We start from the raw sequence: 18,214 nt of genomic DNA, 5'->3' as shown, positions 1-18,214 counted from the left end.
CCAAGGCGGCCCCCGGCGGCCCCGCCGCGGTCCGCGCCGCCGCCCGCCTCGTCCTGGACGACGCGGCCCGCCTCAACCCGCCCCTGGCCCTCGACTACCTCGCGCTGGTCGATCCGTCCGACTTCACCGAGATCCCGGACGACCACACCGGCGAGGCCGTCCTCGCCGTCGCCGCCCGGGTCGGGACGACCCGGCTGATCGACAACATTCCTCTGACCTTCGGAGCCGCCTCGTGACCACCACAGGCATACGTCTGCACGCGCCCGCACCCGGCTGGTCCGTCACCGCCGACGTCGTGGTCGTCGGCTCCGGAGTCGCCGGACTCACCGCGGCCCTGCGCTGCGACGCCGCCGGACTGCGCACCGTCGTCGTCACCAAGGCCCGCCTCGACGACGGCTCCACCCGCTGGGCCCAGGGCGGCATAGCCGCGGCCCTGGGCGAGGGCGACACCCCCGAGCAGCACCTCGACGACACCCTGGTGGCGGGCGCGGGCCTGTGCGACGAGGACGCCGTGCGCATCCTCGTCACCGAGGGCCCCGACGCCGTACGCCGGCTCATCGAGACCGGCGCCCACTTCGACGAGTCCGAAGAGGGCGGCCTGGAGCTGACCCGCGAGGGCGGCCACCACCGCCGCCGCATCGCCCACGCGGGCGGCGACGCCACCGGCGCCGAGATCTCCCGCGCCCTCGTCGAGGCGGTACGCGCGCGTGGCCTGCGCACGGTCGAGAACGCACTCGTCCTGGACCTCCTCACGGACGCCGACGGACGCACCGCGGGTGTGACCCTGCACGTCATGGGAGAGGGCCAGCACGACGGCGTGGGAGCCGTCCACGCCCCCGCCGTGGTCCTCGCGACCGGCGGCATGGGCCAGGTCTTCTCGGCGACCACCAACCCCTCCGTCTCCACCGGCGACGGCGTGGCGCTCGCGCTGCGCGCCGGCGCCGAGGTCAGCGACCTCGAATTCGTGCAGTTCCACCCGACCGTGCTGTTCCTGGGGGCGGACGCCGAGGGCCAGCAGCCGCTGGTCTCCGAGGCGGTCCGCGGCGAGGGCGCCCACCTGGTCGACGCGGGCGGCGTGCGCTTCATGGCCGGCCAGCACGAACTGGCCGAACTCGCCCCCCGCGACATCGTCGCCAAGGGCATCATGCGGCGCATGCAGGAGCAGGACGCCGAGCACATGTACCTGGACGCCCGGCACTTCGGCGCCCACATGTGGGAGCACCGCTTCCCGACGATCCTCGCCGCCTGCCGCGCCCACGGCATCGACCCGGTCCATGAGCCCATCCCGGTCGCCCCGGCCGCCCACTACGCCTCCGGAGGCGTCCGCACGGACTCCCGGGGCCGTACGACCGTCCCCGGCCTGTACGCGTGCGGCGAGGTCGCCTGCACCGGCGTCCACGGCGCCAACCGGCTCGCCTCCAACTCCCTCCTGGAGGGCCTCGTCTACGCCGAGCGCATCGCGGCCGACATCGTGGGCGGCCACGAGGAGAACAGCCTCCACGCGCGCGTGCCCGCGCCGGTCGCCCACCCGGAGAAGCCCGCCCATCCGCTGCTCGCCCCCGAGGCACGCTTCGCGATCCAGCGGATCATGACCGACGGCGCCGGCGTCCTCCGCTCGGCCGCCTCCCTGGAGACCGCGGCCGAGCGCATCCAGCAGCTGCACACCGACGCCCGCGACGCCCTCGACGTGAACGGCAAGACGGCCGAGCCCGGCGTCGACACCTGGGAGGCCACCAACCTCCTGTGCGTGGCCCGCGTCCTCGTCGCCGCCGCCCGGCTCCGCGAGGAGACCCGCGGCTGCCACTGGCGCGAGGACAAAGGCGAACGGGACGACACGAACTGGCGGCGCCACATCGTCGTGCGGCTGAATCCCGACCGGACGCTCGCCGTACACACCACCGACACCCCAGACTTCCCCCCGACACAGCAGTCCCGTCCCCAGGAGCAGTGACAGAAGTGAGCACCCCCGACCTTCCCCTCCTCACCGGCGGTGGCTGCGGCGACGGCTGCGGCTGCGGCGCCGCAGGGGAGTACGACGTCGATCCCCTCGAGTACGCCGAGTGCGGGCTCGACCCGGCCCTCGCACAGCTCCTCGCCGACGCCGGGCTCGACCCGGTCGAGATCGAGGACATCGCGCATCTGGCCATCGAGGAGGACCTCGACCACGGCGTGGACGTGACCACCGTCGCGACCATCCCCGAAGAGGCCGTCTCCACCGCCGACTTCACCGCCCGCGAGGCCGGTGTCGTCGCGGGCCTCCGGGTCGCCGAGGCGGTCGTGTCCGTGGTCTGCACGGACGAGTTCGAGGTCGAGCGGCACGTCGACGACGGCGACCGCGTCGAGGCCGGCCAGAAGCTCCTGAGCGTCACGACCCGCACCCGCGACCTGCTGACGGCCGAGCGCAGCGCCCTGAACCTCCTGTGCCGCCTCTCCGGCATCGCGACGGCCACGCGCGCGTGGGCCGACGTTCTGGAGGGCACCGACACGCGCGTGCGCGACACCCGCAAGACGACGCCGGGACTGCGCTCCCTGGAGAAGTTCGCGGTCCGCATGGGCGGCGGCGTCAACCACCGCATGTCCCTCTCGGACGCGGCCCTGGTCAAGGACAACCACGTGGTCGCCGCGGGCGGCGTCACCCAGGCCTTCAAGGCCGTACGGGAGACCTTCCCGGACGTGCCGATCGAGGTCGAGGTCGACACCCTGCACCAGCTCCGCGAGGTCGTGGACGCGGGCGCCGACCTGATCCTCCTGGACAACTTCACGCCCGGCGAGTGCGAGGAGGCCGTCGCCGTCGTCGGCGGCCGCGCGCTCCTGGAGGCCTCGGGCCGCCTCACCCTGGACACCGCCCTGACGTACGCGAAGACCGGCGTCGACTTCCTCGCGGTGGGCGCCCTCACGCACTCCTCGCCCATCCTGGACATCGGCCTCGACCTGCGCGAGGCCGACGAGACGGCCGAGGCCTCCGACGCGTCCACGACGAGCGAGGCTGAGTAGGCATGCTGCTCACGATCGACGTAGGCAACACGCACACCGTCCTCGGCCTCTTCGACGGCGAGGACATCGTCGAGCACTGGCGCATCTCCACGGACGCCCGCCGCACCGCGGACGAGCTGGCCGTACTCCTCCAGGGCCTGATGGGCATGCACCCGCTCCTCGGCGACGAGCTGGGCGACGGCATCGACGGCATCGCGATCTGCTCGACCGTCCCCTCGGTCCTGCACGAGCTGCGCGAGGTGACCCGCCGCTACTACGGCGACGTACCCGCCGTCCTCGTCGAACCGGGCATCAAGACCGGCGTTCCGATCCTGATGGACAACCCCAAGGAGGTCGGCGCCGACCGCATCATCAACGCGGTCGCGGCCGTCGAGCTCTACGGCGGACCGGCCATCGTCGTCGACTTCGGCACGGCGACGACGTTCGACGCGGTCTCCGCGCGCGGGGAGTACGCCGGCGGCGTCATCGCCCCCGGCATCGAGATCTCCGTCGAGGCACTCGGCGTCCGCGGCGCCCAGCTCCGCAAGATCGAGATCGCCCGCCCCCGCACGGTCATCGGCAAGAACACCGTCGAGGCCATGCAGTCGGGCATCATCTACGGCTTCGCGGGCCAGGTCGACGGCGTCGTCAACCGCATGGCCCGCGAACTCTCCGAGGACCCCGACGACGTCACGGTCATCGCGACCGGAGGCCTGGCCCCCATGGTCCTCGGCGAGTCCTCGGTCATCGACGAACACGAACCCTGGCTGACGTTGATCGGCCTCCGCCTGGTCTACGAAAGAAACGTGTCCAGAACCTGAAGGGGCACGGCAGTGCCCCTTCAGGGGCGCGGGGCTGTGTCGATTTGCGGCTCCGCCGCGTGGGCGCGACAAGCCCCCACTCACCCGCACTCACCCACACACCCTCGGTGGCACCCCCGTCAGTACGGCGAGGCGAAGCCACGCCACACCGGCACCCGATCTACGGATTTTGTCTGATTAGCGCGTATCGTCGCGAGCATGCCCACGCCCTATGGATCCCGCGGCGGCATGGCGTTCGGTGCGGAGGAGCTGCGAGTGCTCCGACGTGCGCTCGCTCTCGCCCTCCACCCCCGCCCCGCCTCGGCCGAGGACGTCCAGGACTGCCTCCGCCTGGCGGAGGCAGTCGACGAGGCGGCCCGCGAGGGCGCCCGGCTGCGCGCCTTCCTGCTGGCCGACCTCGCCCGCTACCGCGCCGCGCTCCCCGGCACGGCGGCCGGCTATCTGACGCTCCTGGAGGAGGCCCTAGTGGTCGGCTACCACCCGGTCCCGGACGACCTCGCCGCGCTGCGCGCCCTGCGCGGAAACCCCGTCGCGGCCGCTCTCCTCGACCGCTGCCACGACCTCGCGGAGCAGGACGTACGCATGCGTCTCGCCCTCCGTGCGGTCCCGGCCTCCCGCGGTCGTGCACGCGCCCGTCTGACGGCCCTCCCGGGCGGCCTCGCCGCCGCCACGGAGGAACCCGGCAGGAAGCCCGCGGAAAAGCCCGCCGAGAAGCCGCCCGCCCCCCAGCCCAAGCCGCAGACCCCGCGCCGCGACCGTCCCATCCCCACCCCGGGCGAGGTCTTCCCCCCGAGGCGCAAACCGGCCGCCCCGCCCGCGAACGCACCGCAGCAGCTCGCCGCGGTCTAGTCGCACCGTGGGGGCGGCCCGTGCCACCCCCACCCCTCACCCGCCCCGCGGCCCCTGGTTACTCTGGACGGCATGGACTACGTCTCCGCGCTCGTGCCCCCGGTAGTGATGGCTGTGTTCTTCACCGGTCTGATCGTGACGATCGTGAAGTCCCAGGGCGGCGCCAACAAGGCCAAGGAGGACGCGGTCGTCGACGCGGCCCTCGCCCGCGCCGAGAGCACCCGCCAGGCCTCCCGCGACACCGGCGCCTGAGCTTCACCGGGGCGCCGGACGGCGTCCATCCCGTGGCGTACGACTCATCAGCTTTTCGAGTCGTACGCCCTTTTTGTTGCTGTTTGTCATCCAAAGCCACGTCCACCACGTGATTGGCGACATCTCCCCCTATTGTTCTGAGCTGTGCCTCGCCCATTGGGAGAACTCGAAGACGCGGTCATGACGCGGGTGTGGAAGTGGAACCGCCCGGTGACCGTTCGGGAAGTCCTGGAAGACCTTCAGCAGGAGCGGTCCATCGCGTACACGACGGTGATGACCGTTTTGGACAATCTCCATCAGAAGGGCTGGGTACGCCGCGAAGCGGAAGGCCGGGCCTATCGATATGAGGCGGTCTCCACCAGGGCCGCCTACTCGGCGGCACTGATGAACGAAGCCTGGACCCAGAGCGACAACCCTGCCGCCGCTCTCGTCGCCTTCTTCGGCATGATGTCCGCGGAACAGCGCGAAGCACTGCGTGATGCCGTGCGTATGGTCCAAGGGCCGGAGGAAACCCCCGCGCCACAGAACCCGACGGCGGAGAACCCAGCAGCCGAGAACCAGGCAGCCGAGAACCAGGCAGCCGAGAACTCTACGGCGGAGAACCCTGCGGCCGAGAACCCGGCAGTCGAGAACGCCGCCGGTGAGAACCCCGCCGCCACTGGGGGCGAGACCGGGCGATAACGTCCGCTCATGCCAGCAGAGCAGCCCGAAGCCGCCACTAAAGCCCTCACCGTCCGCCGGGCCAGGACCAGCGATGTCCCGGCGGTTCGCCGTCTCCTCGACGCGTACGTCCGCGGAGGCATCCTGCTCGACAAAGCGACGGTGACGCTTTACGAGGACATCCAGGAGTTCTGGGTGGCGGAACGCGACACCGGTTCAACCACGGAGGTCGTGGGCTGCGGTGCTCTGCACGTCATGTGGGAAGACCTCGCGGAAGTCCGCACTCTCGCCGTGGACGGCTCGATGAAGGGCGCCGGCGTCGGACATCAGTTGCTGGGGAAGTTGCTGGAGACCGCCCGCTGGCTCGGTGTTCGCCGCGTATTCTGCCTGACCTTCGAAGTCGACTTCTTCGCGAAGCACGGCTTCGTGGAGATCGGTGAGACACCCGTGGACACCGATGTCTACGCCGAGCTGTTGCGTTCCTATGACGAGGGCGTGGCCGAGTTCCTCGGTCTCGAACGAGTGAAACCGAACACCTTGGGCAACAGCCGGATGCTTCTGCATCTGTGATCGCCGCCCCGTAATACCTGTGGCATACCCCTGCCACTAGCCCGGAGGCCCTTGCCCGCGGGCCCTATGTCCGAAACGCGCACGTTTCCGGTCTTCCCGGGTCCGTCGGTCTCTGCCAGGGGTTTGTGTTTTTCCAGCAAAAGCGGTTTGCTTTCCGACGTACTGCAGTAGTGCATATAACAGGGACGTGAAACAGCGGCGGCCGCCGCGGACCCCGTCCCTGAAGATATCGATGAAAGGAAATCCGGTGGCACAGAAGGTTCAGGTCCTTCTTGTCGACGACCTCGACGGTGGCGAGGCGGACGAGACCGTGACGTTCGCGTTGGACGGCAAGACGTACGAGATCGATCTCACGACTGCCAATGCGGACAAGCTCCGTGGACTTCTCGAGCCGTACGTCAAGGGCGGTCGTCGTACCGGAGGCCGCGCCTCGGGGAGCCGTGGAAAGGCACGCGCCGCTTCCGGTGGCAGCCAGGACACCGCGCAGATCCGCGCGTGGGCGAAGGAGAACGGCTACGAGGTCAATGACCGCGGTCGCGTTCCGGCGTCCATTCGTGAGGCTTACGAGAAGGCCAACGGCTGAGCAGAGGCCTACGACATGGCCAAAGGCTGAGCACAGGAACGGCGCAGCCGGATGCGATGGCATTCAGTCGCCATCGTGTCCACGAGTCGTACGAGATCGGGGGCGCCCCCAACGCCCCCACCGAGCGCCGACAGTGTCGGCAGCGACGGCTCCACCTCGCAGCCAGGCTCAGGGGGTCGCAGCCAGACGGCGGCCCCCTGCGAGCTGTCCACAGCGATATCCACAGCGGTTTCCACAGATGTGTGCGATGTGCGCGACGTATGCGCGGGGATGTGTACGGGGGTCCCTGCGGGTCGCGGAGTGCCGGGCGGCAGTGGCGCCTCGATGCGCCCGCCCTCGCCGATCGCCCTGAGATCCAGCGTGAGAGCCCCCCACTCCAGCCAGTCGAGCAGCCCGGGCAGTTCGTCCGCGCTTCCCGCCGCCACCAGAATCCGCATCCGGTCCGCCCGCACGGCCACCGGAGAGCCCGGCACCAGATGCCGCAGCGCCGCGTACCCCGCCTCCACCGGTGCGTCCAGTACGTCGAAGCGCAGCCCCGTCGGCAGGTCCACGGGAGTGCCGGGCACGGTCGGCCAGCCCAGTTCGTTCTCGTACCAATGCCGGACCGCGCGACTCGCGTGGCCCGGGTGACCCGAGTCGCGCGGGTGGCTCGTGCCGGGCGGTCGGCGGGGAGGAGGGACCGTGGGGACCATGCAGGGCCAACCGCCGGAGCGGCGTTCGAGTTACGCTGGGTGGCTTCGTGTGTGCGCAGAGTGTCCGAAAAGTGGGCGCTCCGAAGCGGTCCGCGGCGCAAGGATGTTCGCCCATAGCGGAGGGAACCGGTGCGTTCGGCATGGAGTGTCAGTGCGTACGGGTAAGACATCCCTAGTGGGAGGGGCGACACGCATGGCTCGGGCATCTCACGTTCGCCATCGGCGTACAGATGGTGGGGGTATCTGCCTGGCCTGCGGGAACATCGTCTCGCACCATCAGGTTGGAGCAGATGTCGGCGTTCGGGGTCAGGAGGCCAAGGACGGTGTCGGCAGTTGGAATGAGCGGTCCCCGCTTGCGGGACTAAGCTGCGGAAGGACAGGGAGGGGAGCGTCCCCTTACTGCCTGACCGCTCTGAGGAGCGATTAACGATGTTCGAGAGGTTCACCGACCGCGCGCGGCGGGTTGTCGTCCTGGCTCAGGAAGAAGCCCGGATGCTCAACCACAACTACATCGGCACCGAGCACATCCTCCTGGGCCTGATCCACGAGGGTGAGGGTGTCGCCGCTAAGGCCCTGGAGAGCCTCGGGATTTCGCTCGAGGCGGTCCGCCAGCAGGTGGAGGAGATCATCGGCCAGGGCCAGCAGGCCCCGTCCGGGCACATCCCCTTCACCCCCCGTGCCAAGAAGGTCCTGGAGCTGTCGCTCCGCGAGGCCCTTCAGCTGGGCCACAACTACATCGGCACGGAGCACATCCTGCTCGGCCTGATCCGCGAGGGCGAGGGCGTCGCCGCCCAGGTCCTGGTCAAGCTGGGCGCAGATCTCAACCGGGTGCGGCAGCAGGTCATCCAGCTGCTCTCCGGTTACCAGGGCAAGGAGACCGCCGGCGCCAGTGGCGGTCCTGCCGAGGGCACCCCCTCGACGTCCCTGGTCCTCGACCAGTTCGGCCGGAACCTCACCCAGGCCGCTCGTGAGTCCAAGCTCGACCCGGTCATCGGGCGCGAGAAGGAGATCGAGCGGGTCATGCAGGTGCTGTCCCGGCGTACGAAGAACAACCCGGTCCTGATCGGTGAGCCCGGCGTCGGCAAGACCGCCGTCGTCGAAGGTCTCGCCCAGGCCATCGTCAAGGGCGAGGTGCCCGAGACCCTCAAGGACAAGCACCTCTACACCCTGGACCTCGGCGCCCTGGTCGCCGGCTCCCGCTACCGCGGTGACTTCGAGGAGCGCCTGAAGAAGGTCCTCAAGGAGATCCGCACCCGCGGCGACATCATCCTGTTCATCGACGAGCTGCACACGCTGGTCGGTGCGGGTGCCGCCGAGGGCGCCATCGACGCCGCGAGCATCCTCAAGCCGATGCTGGCCCGTGGTGAGCTGCAGACGATCGGTGCGACGACGCTCGACGAGTACCGCAAGCACCTGGAGAAGGACGCTGCGCTTGAGCGCCGCTTCCAGCCCATCCAGGTCGCGGAGCCGTCGCTGCCGCACACCATCGAGATCCTCAAGGGTCTGCGCGACCGCTACGAGGCGCACCACCGCGTGTCCATCACGGACGAGGCCCTGGTGCAGGCGGCGACGCTCGCCGACCGGTACATCTCGGACCGCTTCCTGCCGGACAAGGCGATCGACCTGATCGACGAGGCCGGCTCCCGGATGCGCATCCGCCGGATGACCGCGCCGCCGGACCTCCGCGAGTTCGACGAGAAGATCGCCGGCGTCCGCCGCGACAAGGAGTCCGCGATCGACTCGCAGGACTTCGAGAAGGCCGCCTCTCTCCGCGACAAGGAGAAGCAGCTCCTCGCCGCGAAGGCCAAGCGGGAGAAGGAGTGGAAGGCCGGCGACATGGACGTCGTGGCCGAGGTCGACGGCGAGCTCATCGCCGAGGTCCTCGCGACCGCCACCGGCATCCCGGTCTTCAAGCTGACCGAGGAGGAGTCCTCGCGTCTGCTGCGCATGGAGGACGAGCTCCACAAGCGGGTCATCGGCCAGGTCGACGCCGTCAAGGCGCTGTCCAAGGCGATCCGTCGTACGCGCGCCGGTCTGAAGGACCCGAAGCGTCCCGGTGGTTCGTTCATCTTCGCCGGTCCGTCCGGTGTCGGTAAGACCGAGCTGTCCAAGGCGCTCGCGGAGTTCCTCTTCGGTGACGAGGACGCGCTGATCTCCCTCGACATGTCGGAGTTCAGCGAGAAGCACACGGTCTCGCGTCTCTTCGGCTCGCCTCCCGGTTACGTGGGGTACGAAGAGGGCGGCCAGCTGACCGAGAAGGTCCGCCGCAAGCCGTTCTCCGTCGTCCTCTTCGACGAGGTCGAGAAGGCACACCCGGACATCTTCAACTCGCTGCTGCAGATCCTGGAGGACGGTCGCCTGACCGACTCCCAGGGCCGGGTCGTGGACTTCAAGAACACGGTCATCATCATGACGACCAACCTCGGCACCCGGGACATCTCCAAGGGCTTCAACCTGGGCTTCGCGGCCTCGGGCGACAAGAAGACCAACTACGAGCGCATGAAGAACAAGGTCTCGGACGAGCTGAAGCAGCACTTCCGGCCCGAGTTCCTCAACCGCGTCGACGACGTGGTCGTCTTCCCGCAGCTCACCCAGGAAGACATCCTCCGGATCGTCGACCTGATGATCGGCAAGGTCGACGAGCGCCTCAAGGACCGGGACATGGGCATCGAGCTCTCCCAGTCCGCGAAGGAGCTGCTGGCGCAGAAGGGTTACGACCCGGTGCTCGGCGCGCGTCCGCTGCGGCGCACGATCCAGCGCGAGGTCGAGGACTCGCTGTCGGAGAAGATCCTCTTCGGCGAGCTGCGTCCCGGCCACATCGTGGTCGTCGACACGGAGGGCGAGGGTGAGGCCAAGACCTTCACCTTCCGCGGCGAGGAGAAGTCCGCGCTGCCGGACGTCCCGCCGATCGAGCAGGCGGCCGGCGGCGCCGGTCCCAACCTGAGCAAGGAGGCGTGACCCCCCGGGGTTCCGTCTGAGAACGCCCGAAGGGGCCGGTGCCGACAAGGCACCGGCCCCTTCGTCGTGCCCGGCGGTGTCGTCGCGCCCGGCAGTGGTTACGACAGCTGGCCGTCGTAGTCCGGCAGCTTGTACGTCTTCTCGGCGTGCCCGCCCGACAGGTCGGTGGCGCTGTTGCCGATGTTCGCGATGATCGTGTAGCCCTTGGCCTCGATGGCCGTGCGCTGGGCCGTCTTGTACTCGGCCACGTCCCTGAACAGGTCGATGAAGTTGCGTACGTACAGGCCCGAGACCTTGTAGCCGACGTGCTTGAGGTTGTACTCCGTCACCGACTTGATGATGTCCGGGCGGGCCGTGACGAAGAACAGGGCGACGCCGCGGTCCTGGGCGTACTTGGCGACGTCCAGGACGGGCGCGTTGGCAGGCGACGGGTAGCTGAAGCCGAAGTCGGTCTCCAGCGTGGTGTTGTCGATGTCGAAGACGATGGCCTGCTTCTCGCCGGAGGACGCGTCCGCGATCCGTTCCTTCAGGTAGGGCAGCGCGTCGGCCATGACGGCCCGGCAGTCCTTCTGCCAGGTGTCGTAGTCCACGTCCTCCGCGGCGGCGGCAGAGGCGGCGGTCGCGACGGTGGTGTCTGGGGTCGCGGGCAGCGGGCGCTCGTCGTCGAACCAGTGGGTCAGGTGCGGCTGAGCGGCGGCAGGGTCGGCGGCGAGCAGCCCGGACACGGCGTCCAGGTAACGGAGTTCGGTGGCCGGCGGTGCCTCGTCCGCGACGACGAGCCGCCTCAGCAGATCGAAGCGGTGCGCCTCCGGCAGCGGCAGCCGGGTCCAGAAATCGGGCCCGAACTCCTCCGGCACTGCCCGCCCTTCGGCCCGCCACGTCACGACCCGCTCGGCGAGGTGCCGCAGCACTCCGACGTACGGGGTCGCGTCGGGCACCCGGAGCAGTACGCCGCTGAGGAGGCGGGTGGCCCACCAGGACCCGGTGTCCGTCGCCTCCAGTTCGTCGACCGCGCGAAGCAGTTCACGCAGCCGGAGGGTGAGGTCGGTGTCCCCTTGTTGACGCGGCAGAAGGAGCAGAGCCTGGAGGACAGGGCCGATGCGGTGACGGGGTACGGGGGGCGGCTCGGGCTCGTACGGGGACTCGGGCTCATCCCGCTGTTCGTGGTGCACCAGCGCCCGGAGCGCCGTGTCGAGGTCGAGGTGCATGCCCTGGATCCAGTCGGCCAGCTCCTCGTGGGCGAAGCGGTAGCCGTCTCCGGCAGGCACGAGGAGGCCCTCGGTGAGGACCGCGGAGGCCCACCCGGTGCAGCCGCCGAGCCGTCGGTCGGGCACCGGCCCCCACGGGAACACGGACTCGAACGCCGCCCGGTCCAACTCCCCCTGCCCCGGCCCCAGACGGCGCCGCGCGGCCGCGTGCACCTGCCCGGAGACCCTGGCCGCGAGCCGCCGTACAGCCGTGCCGCGCAGCCCGTTCGCCGCCGCGAGCCGTACGGCCACCCGCAGACACATCAGATCGAGGTACGCGGCGAAGACCTCGTCCCGCCCGACAGGCCCGACCGACTCGTCCTGCCCGACAGGCCCGACCGACTCGTCCTGCCCGACAGGCTCGACCGACTCGTCCCGCCCGACCGCCTCCGCCTCCTCGTCCAAGGTGCCGGGCAGTGACATCGCGGCCCGTACCTCCGAGAGCAACCGCAGCATCAGTGGATGGCGAGCGTCGGGGCCGTCCAAGGCTCCCTCCGGCACCCCGTACCGCGCCCGGGCCCGCCGTGCCTCGCCTTCGTCCAGGTCCCCGAGCCGCACACAGGCGGGCAGCCCGCCGGGGGCCTCGCCTCCGCCCTGCTCGGACCCGTACAGCAGCTCGCGCGGGAACTCCGCCCCCGCCCGCTCCCAGTACACGGCCCGGCAGGCCACGACGAGACGGACCCCGTGCGCCCGCAGCCACTCGGCGGTGCCCCCGGTCCACTCGGACAACCGGTGCGCGAGAGCGGGCGGCATCTCCTCGGGGCTGTCGAGGAGGAGCAGGAGGGGTCGTCCGGCGTCCCCTGCGAGACGGGCCAGACGCTCGGGACCGATGTCACCGAGTCCGCTGTCTGATGGTCCGGGCTCCGGCGAAGGCGCCCAGGCTCCCACTCCCCCGGCGTCCGCCGCACTGCCGGAGGCCGAGGTCGGCGCAGGGGCCGGAGCTGAAGTCGATGCCGAGGCCGTGGTCGCGGTCGAGGCCGCCATAATCCGCCCCGCCCGCTCCAGCGCCCGCCTCGCCGCGTCGGCCACCGACGAGTCGGCGTCCAGCAGGTCGGCTCCCCGCAGCCACAGCGTCGGAGCCGGTTCGGCGCCCCGGTCGCGCCGGGCGGCGAGGGCCGCCAGTTCCGTCGTACGGCCGCTTCCCGGAGCCCCGACAAGCCCCAGAACGGCGTACGGCCCCTCACCGAATGCCCTGAACTCCCGTACTGCACAGGCCCGTTCGACGGGATCGACACCACCGGAACCCGGCGGGGCCTCGACCGTGGCGGCCAGCTCCAGCACGCCCGCCAGGTTGAGGTCGTCCCCGTACGCGGGGACCGTCGCCGCGTTGCGGGCCAGCAGTTCGGCGAGCGCACCACCGGATCCAGAGCCCGCACCAGCGCCAGAACCAGAGCCTGAGCCTGAGCCTGAGGCCATCCGCCCCGCGGACAACGGCACGGCGAAGCCCCCCACCCGTCGCCCGGAGTGAAGTGCCGTTCCCAGAACGGCGACCACCGCACCGGTGGCCGCGTCGACCACCGGTCCCCCGGCCGCCCCGCCCCCGAGCCGCAGCGCATCGCTTCCCGCCGTGCCGATCGCCAACTCCAGGGCGCCGTCGAGGAGATGGAACCGGTCGGTCGCCGTGTACGTCACGGCGGACGTGCCCAGCACCCGGGCCTCGCGCCAGCCGCCCGCGGCGATACGGACGTACGTGCCGCTCTCCACGGAGTCCCGGACGGTGATCGGCAGGGGGGCGAGACCGAGGCCGTCCGTGCCGGGACCGTTCATGTGGATCAGGGCGAGGTTCAGGGACGGCAGGAGGGTGACCGAGTCGGCCGTCACCAGACAGGTGCGGTCCCCGGGGGCGTGCAGGACGAGGCGGGCGAGCCCGTCGACCGCCTCGTGGCTGGTGATCACGGTGCCCTGGTGGTCGGCGACGAACCCGGTGCCGCGTGGCCGCCCGGCGAGATCGCTGATCCGCACCAGGGCCCGGTCCGCGGCTTCGACCACGTCCGCTGCTTCGATCAAGCGCGCCGCGTCGGCGTCGTACGCTGTTTCCGCCGCGTGCGCCGCCTCGGGTGCGTGCCGGGCAGCGACCGGCAACTGATGACGGCCCCCGGTCCGCGGGCCCCGTCCCGCCATGCTCGAACCTCCCCGCCGCGCGCGTCGCACCGTGCCACCGACGCCTCGTCTCCGACGGTAGGCGCGAGGTGATCGGGTGCGACAGATCGCGAGCCGAACGAGCCCCCTTCCGCTCCCCCGGTTCACTCCGAGCGCCTGCCCGGACGGGTGAATGGACGAGGTCGGATGGATACACCCTTGGGTGGGGGAACCGAGGGGGACAGTGGAGCGGCGCACACAGGAATCCCCGTGAACGCCGCTCCACGACGAACCCGGCCGACCGGCCGGCACAGAAGGCAGCCGAGCCGGCCCCGGGGCCGGCCGAACACCGGCAGGCTCTAGCCGAACACCGGCAGGCTCTAGCCGAACACCGCCAGGCTCTTCGCCTTGCCCTTCTGCTCCTCCACCAGTGCCAGGAACCGCCCCTCGGGATCGAACACCCCGACGGCCCCGGCCCCGGCGTACTCCTCGGGCATCTCCAGCCGCACACCGTTCGTCAGCAGCTGCCCGCGCTTGGCGTCCACGTTCCAGCGGGGGAACGCGGCCGCGGCGGCCTCCGCCATCGGCATCACGGTCAGCTCCTCCTGGAGCTGGTCGAGGGTGCGGGCGGAGTCGAGCTTGTACGGGCCGACGCGGGTGCGCCGCAGCGCCGTCAGATGGCCGCCCACACCCAGGTCGGCGCCCAGGTCGCGGGCGAGCGCGCGGATGTAGGTACCGGACGAGCAGACGACCGAGACGACGAGGTCCAGGACGGGCGTACCGTCCTCGGCGACCGCGTCCCGGATGTCGTACACGGCGAACGACGAGATCCGTACCGGACGGGCCGGGATCTCGAAGTCCTCGCCGTCGCGTGCCCGCTTGTACGAGCGCACGCCGTTGATCTTGATGGCGCTGACCTTGGACGGCACCTGCATGATGTCGCCGCTGAGCTTGGCGATACCGGCGTCGACGGCGTCCCGGACGACCTTGGAGGCGTCCGTGGAGGAGGTGATGTCACCCTCGGCGTCGTCGGTCAGGGTGTTCTGCCCGAGCCGGATGGTGCCGAGGTACTCCTTCTCGGTCAGCGCGAGGTGTCCGAGGAGCTTGGTCGCCTTCTCGACGCCGAGGACGAGCACGCCCGTCGCCATGGGGTCGAGGGTGCCCGCGTGTCCGACGCGGCGGGTCTTCGCGATCCCGCGCATCTTGGCGACCACGTCGTGCGAAGTGAAGCCGGACGGCTTGTCCACGATGACAAGGCCGTCGGGCGTCTTCTGCTTCTGCGTCATTCCGCGGCGTCGCCGTCCGTCTCGTCGTCCTCGCCCGGCTTCTTGTACGGGTCCGCCTCACCGGCGAATGCGGCGCCGGCCGAGACCTCGCGCACCTTCGCGTCCGAGGCCCGTGCCTTGTCGAGCAGGTCCTCGATGGTCTTGGCGGTGTCCGGCAGAGCGTCCGCCACGAAGGTGAGGGTCGGCGTGAACTTCACACCGGCAGCCGCACCCACGGCCGAGCGGAGCACGCCCTTGGCGCTCTCCAGGCCCGCGGCGGCCTCCGCGCGCTCCTGGTCGTCCCCGTACACCGTGTAGAAGACGGTCGCCTCCCGGAGGTCCCCGGTGACCCGGGTGTCCGTGATGGTCACATGCGAACCGAGCCGCGGGTCCTTGATCCCGCGCTGCAGCTTCTGGGCCACCACCTCTCGGATGAGGTCCGCCAGCTTCTTCGCCCGCGCGTTGTCGGCCACTGGTCCGTCTCCCTCTTTCTTACTGTTCTGTGTACGGCCAATCCTCGTCGCCGCACGCTGCATACGCTCAGTCGTCGTCTTCGCCGTGGAACCGCCGTCTCACCGACAGCAGCTCCACCTCGGGACGGCCGGCGACCAGACGCTCGCAGTGGTCCAGTACGTCGGTCAGGTGCCCCGCGTCCGCCGACACCACCGCGAGACCGATACCGGCCCTCCGGTGGAGGTCCAGGTGGTCGACCTCGGCCGCGCTCACCGCGTACTTCCGCTGGAGCTCGGCCACGATGGGGCGGACGACGGAGCGTTTCTCCTTCAGTGACCGTACGTCGCCGAGGAGCAGATCGAAGGACAGAGTCCCCACGTACATATGTGTATCCGGATGTCCCGCCGGTACGGGGTAGATGGCCCGGCCAAGCTCTTGGCGGGACATCAGAACCGTACAACGAACCCCCGGGACCGCTCGACGGGGTTTTTCGCCCCCGCCGCCCCTACCCGTTCCCGTCCCCTGGGGGCTCCGCCCCCAGACCCCCGCATCGGCCTGAACGGCCTCGTCCTCAAACGCCGGACGGGCTGAAAATCAGCCCCTCCGGCGTTTGAGGAGCGGGAGTTCGGGGGCCGGCCCCCGAAAGGACCGCGGGGGCCGGCCGACGAGGACGTGTCCTCGTCGGCCAACCCCACACGGTTCAGACCCGCCGCGGGCGTTACGACCGCGGCTTCTCGCGCATCTCGTACGTCGCGATGACGTCGTCGATCTTGATGTCGTTGAAGTTTCCGAGGTTGATACCGCCCTCGAAGCCTTCGCGGATCTCGGTGACGTCGTCCTTGAAGCGCCGCAGACCGGAGATGGTGAGGCTCTCCGCGATGACCTTGCCATCGCGCAGCAACCGCGCCTTGGTGTTGCGCTTGACCTCGCCGGAGCGGACCAGCACACCGGCGATGTTGCCCAGCTTGGACGAGCGGAAGACCTCGCGGATCTCCGCCGTACCGAGCTCGACCTCTTCGTACTCCGGCTTGAGCATGCCCTTGAGGGCTGCCTCGATCTCCTCGATGGCCTGGTAGATCACCGAGTAGTAGCGGACGTCGACGCCCTCGCGCTCCGCCATCTGCGCCGCGCGGCCCGCAGCGCGGACGTTGAAGCCGATGACGATCGCGTCGGAGCCGGTCGCCAGGTCGATGTCCGACTCGGTGACCGCACCCACGCCGCGGTGCAGGACGCGGATGTCGACCTCTTCGCCGACGTCGAGCTGGAGCAGCGAGGACTCGAGAGCCTCCACCGAACCGGACGCGTCGCCCTTGATGATGAGGTTGAGTTCCTGCACCAGACCGGCCTTGAGCGCCTCGTCCAGGTTCTCCAGGGAGAACCGGACTCCGCGCCGGGCGAAGTTGGCGTTGCGCTCACGCGCCGCGCGCTTCTCGGCGATCTGACGCGCCGTGCGGTCCTCGTCGACAACCAGGAAGTTGTCGCCGGCACCCGGGACGTTGGTGAGACCCAGGACCAGGACGGGGGTCGACGGACCCGCTTCCTCGACGTTGTTGCCGTTGTCGTCGAGCATCGCCCGGACACGGCCGTACGCGTCGCCGACCACCATCGTGTCGCCGATGCGCAGCGTGCCGCGCTGGACCAGGACCGTCGAGACGGCACCGCGGCCACGGTCGAGGTGGGACTCGATCGCAATACCCTGCGCGTCCTGCTCCGGGTTGGCCCGCAGGTCGAGCGAGGCGTCCGCGGTGAGGACCACGGCCTCCAGCAGGCTCTCGATGTTGAGGCCCTGCTTGGCGGAGATGTCGACGAACATCGTGTCGCCGCCGTACTCCTCGGCCACCAGACCGAACTCGGTGAGCTGACCGCGCACCTTGGTCGGGTCGGCACCCTCGACGTCGATCTTGTTGACCGCGACCACGATCGGCACCTCGGCCGCCTTGGCGTGGTTCAGCGCCTCGATCGTCTGGGGCATCACACCGTCGTTGGCCGCCACCACGAGGATCGCGATGTCGGTCGACTTGGCACCACGGGCACGCATGGCGGTGAACGCCTCGTGACCCGGGGTGTCGATGAAGGTGATCCTGCGCTCTTCGCCGTTGACCTCGGTCGCCACCTGGTACGCACCGATGTGCTGCGTGATGCCACCGGCCTCGCCCGCGACGACGTTCGTCTTGCGGATGGTGTCGAGGAGGCGGGTCTTACCGTGGTCGACGTGACCCATCACGGTCACGACCGGCGGACGCGCGACGAGGAACTCCTCGCCACCCTCGTCCTCGCCGAACTCGATGTCGAAGGACTCGAGCAGCTCGCGGTCCTCCTCCTCGGGGCTGACGATCTCGAGGACGAAGTTCATCTCGTCCGCGAGGAGCTTCAGCGTCTCGTCGGAGACGGACTGCGTGGCAGTGACCATCTCGCCGAGGTTCATCATCACGCCGACGAGCGACGCCGGGTTGGCGTTGATCTTCTCGGCGAAGTCGGTGAGGGACGCACCGCGCGACAGACGGACGGACTGTCCGTTGCCACGAGGCAGCATCACACCGCCGACCGACGGGGCCTGCATGGCCTCGTACTCCTGGCGCCTCTGCCGCTTCGACTTGCGGCCACGACGCGCGGGACCGCCGGGACGGCCGAAGGCGCCCTGCGTGCCACCACGGCCACCCGGACCACCGGGACGACCACCGAAGCCGGGACGACCGCCGCCGCCACCGCCGGGACCGCCCGGACGGCCGGCGAAACCGCCGCCACCGCCACCGGGACCACCGGGATGACCGGCGAAACCGCCACCGCCGCCACCGGGACCGCCGGGACGACC

16 protein-coding genes are annotated in these 18,214 nt (G+C 70.2%); 10 read left to right on the top strand and 6 right to left on the bottom strand.

What is annotated here, in order from left to right; translation table 11 throughout:
* From O3Q52_RS28305 to O3Q52_RS28265, 9 genes are all read left to right on the top strand, one after another.
* The coding region (locus O3Q52_RS28305; RefSeq protein ID WP_269651530.1) for a pantoate--beta-alanine ligase at positions 1-236 on the top strand (236 nt) is incomplete at its 5' end.
* The gene (locus O3Q52_RS28300; protein ID WP_269651529.1) at positions 233-1,951 is read left to right on the top strand and encodes an L-aspartate oxidase; all 1,719 of its coding nucleotides are present in this window, start codon (positions 233-235) and stop codon (positions 1,949-1,951) included. The genes O3Q52_RS28305 and O3Q52_RS28300, both read left to right, overlap by 4 nt.
* Positions 1,952-1,956: 5 nt before the next feature.
* A complete protein-coding gene (gene nadC / locus O3Q52_RS28295) occupies positions 1,957-2,994 on the top strand; it encodes a carboxylating nicotinate-nucleotide diphosphorylase (RefSeq protein ID WP_269651528.1) in 1,038 nt (345 codons plus the stop codon).
* Between the two features lie 2 nt (positions 2,995-2,996).
* The gene (locus tag O3Q52_RS28290; RefSeq protein WP_055616223.1) at positions 2,997-3,794 is read left to right on the top strand and encodes a type III pantothenate kinase; all 798 of its coding nucleotides are present in this window, start codon (positions 2,997-2,999) and stop codon (positions 3,792-3,794) included.
* 228 nt (positions 3,795-4,022) lie between these two features.
* Positions 4,023-4,643, top strand: coding sequence for a hypothetical protein (locus O3Q52_RS28285; RefSeq protein WP_269651531.1), 621 nt, complete (start codon positions 4,023-4,025; stop codon positions 4,641-4,643).
* Positions 4,644-4,715: 72 nt separating this feature from the next.
* Entirely contained in the window at positions 4,716-4,895 is a 180-nt protein-coding gene (locus O3Q52_RS28280) for a hypothetical protein (protein ID WP_269651527.1), read from the top strand.
* A gap of 144 nt (positions 4,896-5,039) precedes the next feature.
* A complete protein-coding gene (locus tag O3Q52_RS28275) occupies positions 5,040-5,576 on the top strand; it encodes a BlaI/MecI/CopY family transcriptional regulator (protein WP_269651526.1) in 537 nt (178 codons plus the stop codon).
* Between the two features lie 9 nt (positions 5,577-5,585).
* On the top strand, positions 5,586-6,125 hold the full coding sequence (locus tag O3Q52_RS28270) for an amino-acid N-acetyltransferase (RefSeq protein ID WP_189843146.1): 540 nt from the start codon (positions 5,586-5,588) through the stop codon (positions 6,123-6,125).
* Between the two features lie 247 nt (positions 6,126-6,372).
* A complete protein-coding gene (locus O3Q52_RS28265) occupies positions 6,373-6,708 on the top strand; it encodes an Lsr2 family protein (protein ID WP_055618215.1) in 336 nt (111 codons plus the stop codon).
* 8 nt (positions 6,709-6,716) lie between these two features.
* Here the strand turns inward: O3Q52_RS28265 and O3Q52_RS28260 are convergent, their stop codons facing one another.
* Complete coding sequence (locus O3Q52_RS28260; RefSeq protein WP_269651525.1) at positions 6,717-7,400, bottom strand: SCO3374 family protein; 684 nt, start codon at positions 7,398-7,400, stop codon at positions 6,717-6,719.
* Between the two features lie 429 nt (positions 7,401-7,829).
* Here O3Q52_RS28260 and O3Q52_RS28255 point away from each other — a divergent pair, with 429 nt between their 5' ends.
* Positions 7,830-10,358 carry an ATP-dependent Clp protease ATP-binding subunit gene (locus O3Q52_RS28255; RefSeq protein WP_269651524.1) on the top strand — a complete coding sequence of 843 codons (2,529 nt, stop codon included), beginning with the start codon at positions 7,830-7,832 and terminating at the stop codon, positions 10,356-10,358.
* Between the two features lie 98 nt (positions 10,359-10,456).
* Here the strand turns inward: O3Q52_RS28255 and O3Q52_RS28250 are convergent, their stop codons facing one another.
* The 5 genes from O3Q52_RS28250 to infB all read right to left on the bottom strand — a co-directional run.
* Entirely contained in the window at positions 10,457-13,726 is a 3,270-nt protein-coding gene (locus O3Q52_RS28250; RefSeq protein ID WP_269651523.1) for an HAD family acid phosphatase, read from the bottom strand.
* A 338-nt stretch (positions 13,727-14,064) separates the two neighbouring features.
* Positions 14,065-14,970 (bottom strand): tRNA pseudouridine(55) synthase TruB, encoded by a 906-nt coding sequence (truB, locus tag O3Q52_RS28245; protein ID WP_055616321.1) that lies wholly within the window; start codon positions 14,968-14,970, stop codon positions 14,065-14,067.
* On the bottom strand, positions 14,967-15,422 hold the full coding sequence (rbfA, locus tag O3Q52_RS28240; RefSeq protein ID WP_143640750.1) for a 30S ribosome-binding factor RbfA: 456 nt from the start codon (positions 15,420-15,422) through the stop codon (positions 14,967-14,969). Before rbfA ends, truB begins: the two co-directional genes overlap by 4 nt.
* 67 nt (positions 15,423-15,489) lie before the next feature.
* Entirely contained in the window at positions 15,490-15,786 is a 297-nt protein-coding gene (locus O3Q52_RS28235; protein ID WP_055616319.1) for a DUF503 domain-containing protein, read from the bottom strand.
* A gap of 334 nt (positions 15,787-16,120) precedes the next feature.
* A partial coding sequence (infB, locus tag O3Q52_RS28230) for a translation initiation factor IF-2 (RefSeq protein WP_269651522.1) occupies positions 16,121-18,214 on the bottom strand: 2,094 nt, incomplete at its 5' end.

It is taken from the genome of Streptomyces sp. ActVer (assembly GCF_027270795.1).
Taxonomy (GTDB): Bacteria; Actinomycetota; Actinomycetes; order Streptomycetales; family Streptomycetaceae; genus Streptomyces; species Streptomyces umbrinus_A.
The sequence above is the reverse complement of the archived record's forward strand: the minus strand, read 5'-3'. Positions and strand labels throughout refer to the sequence as shown.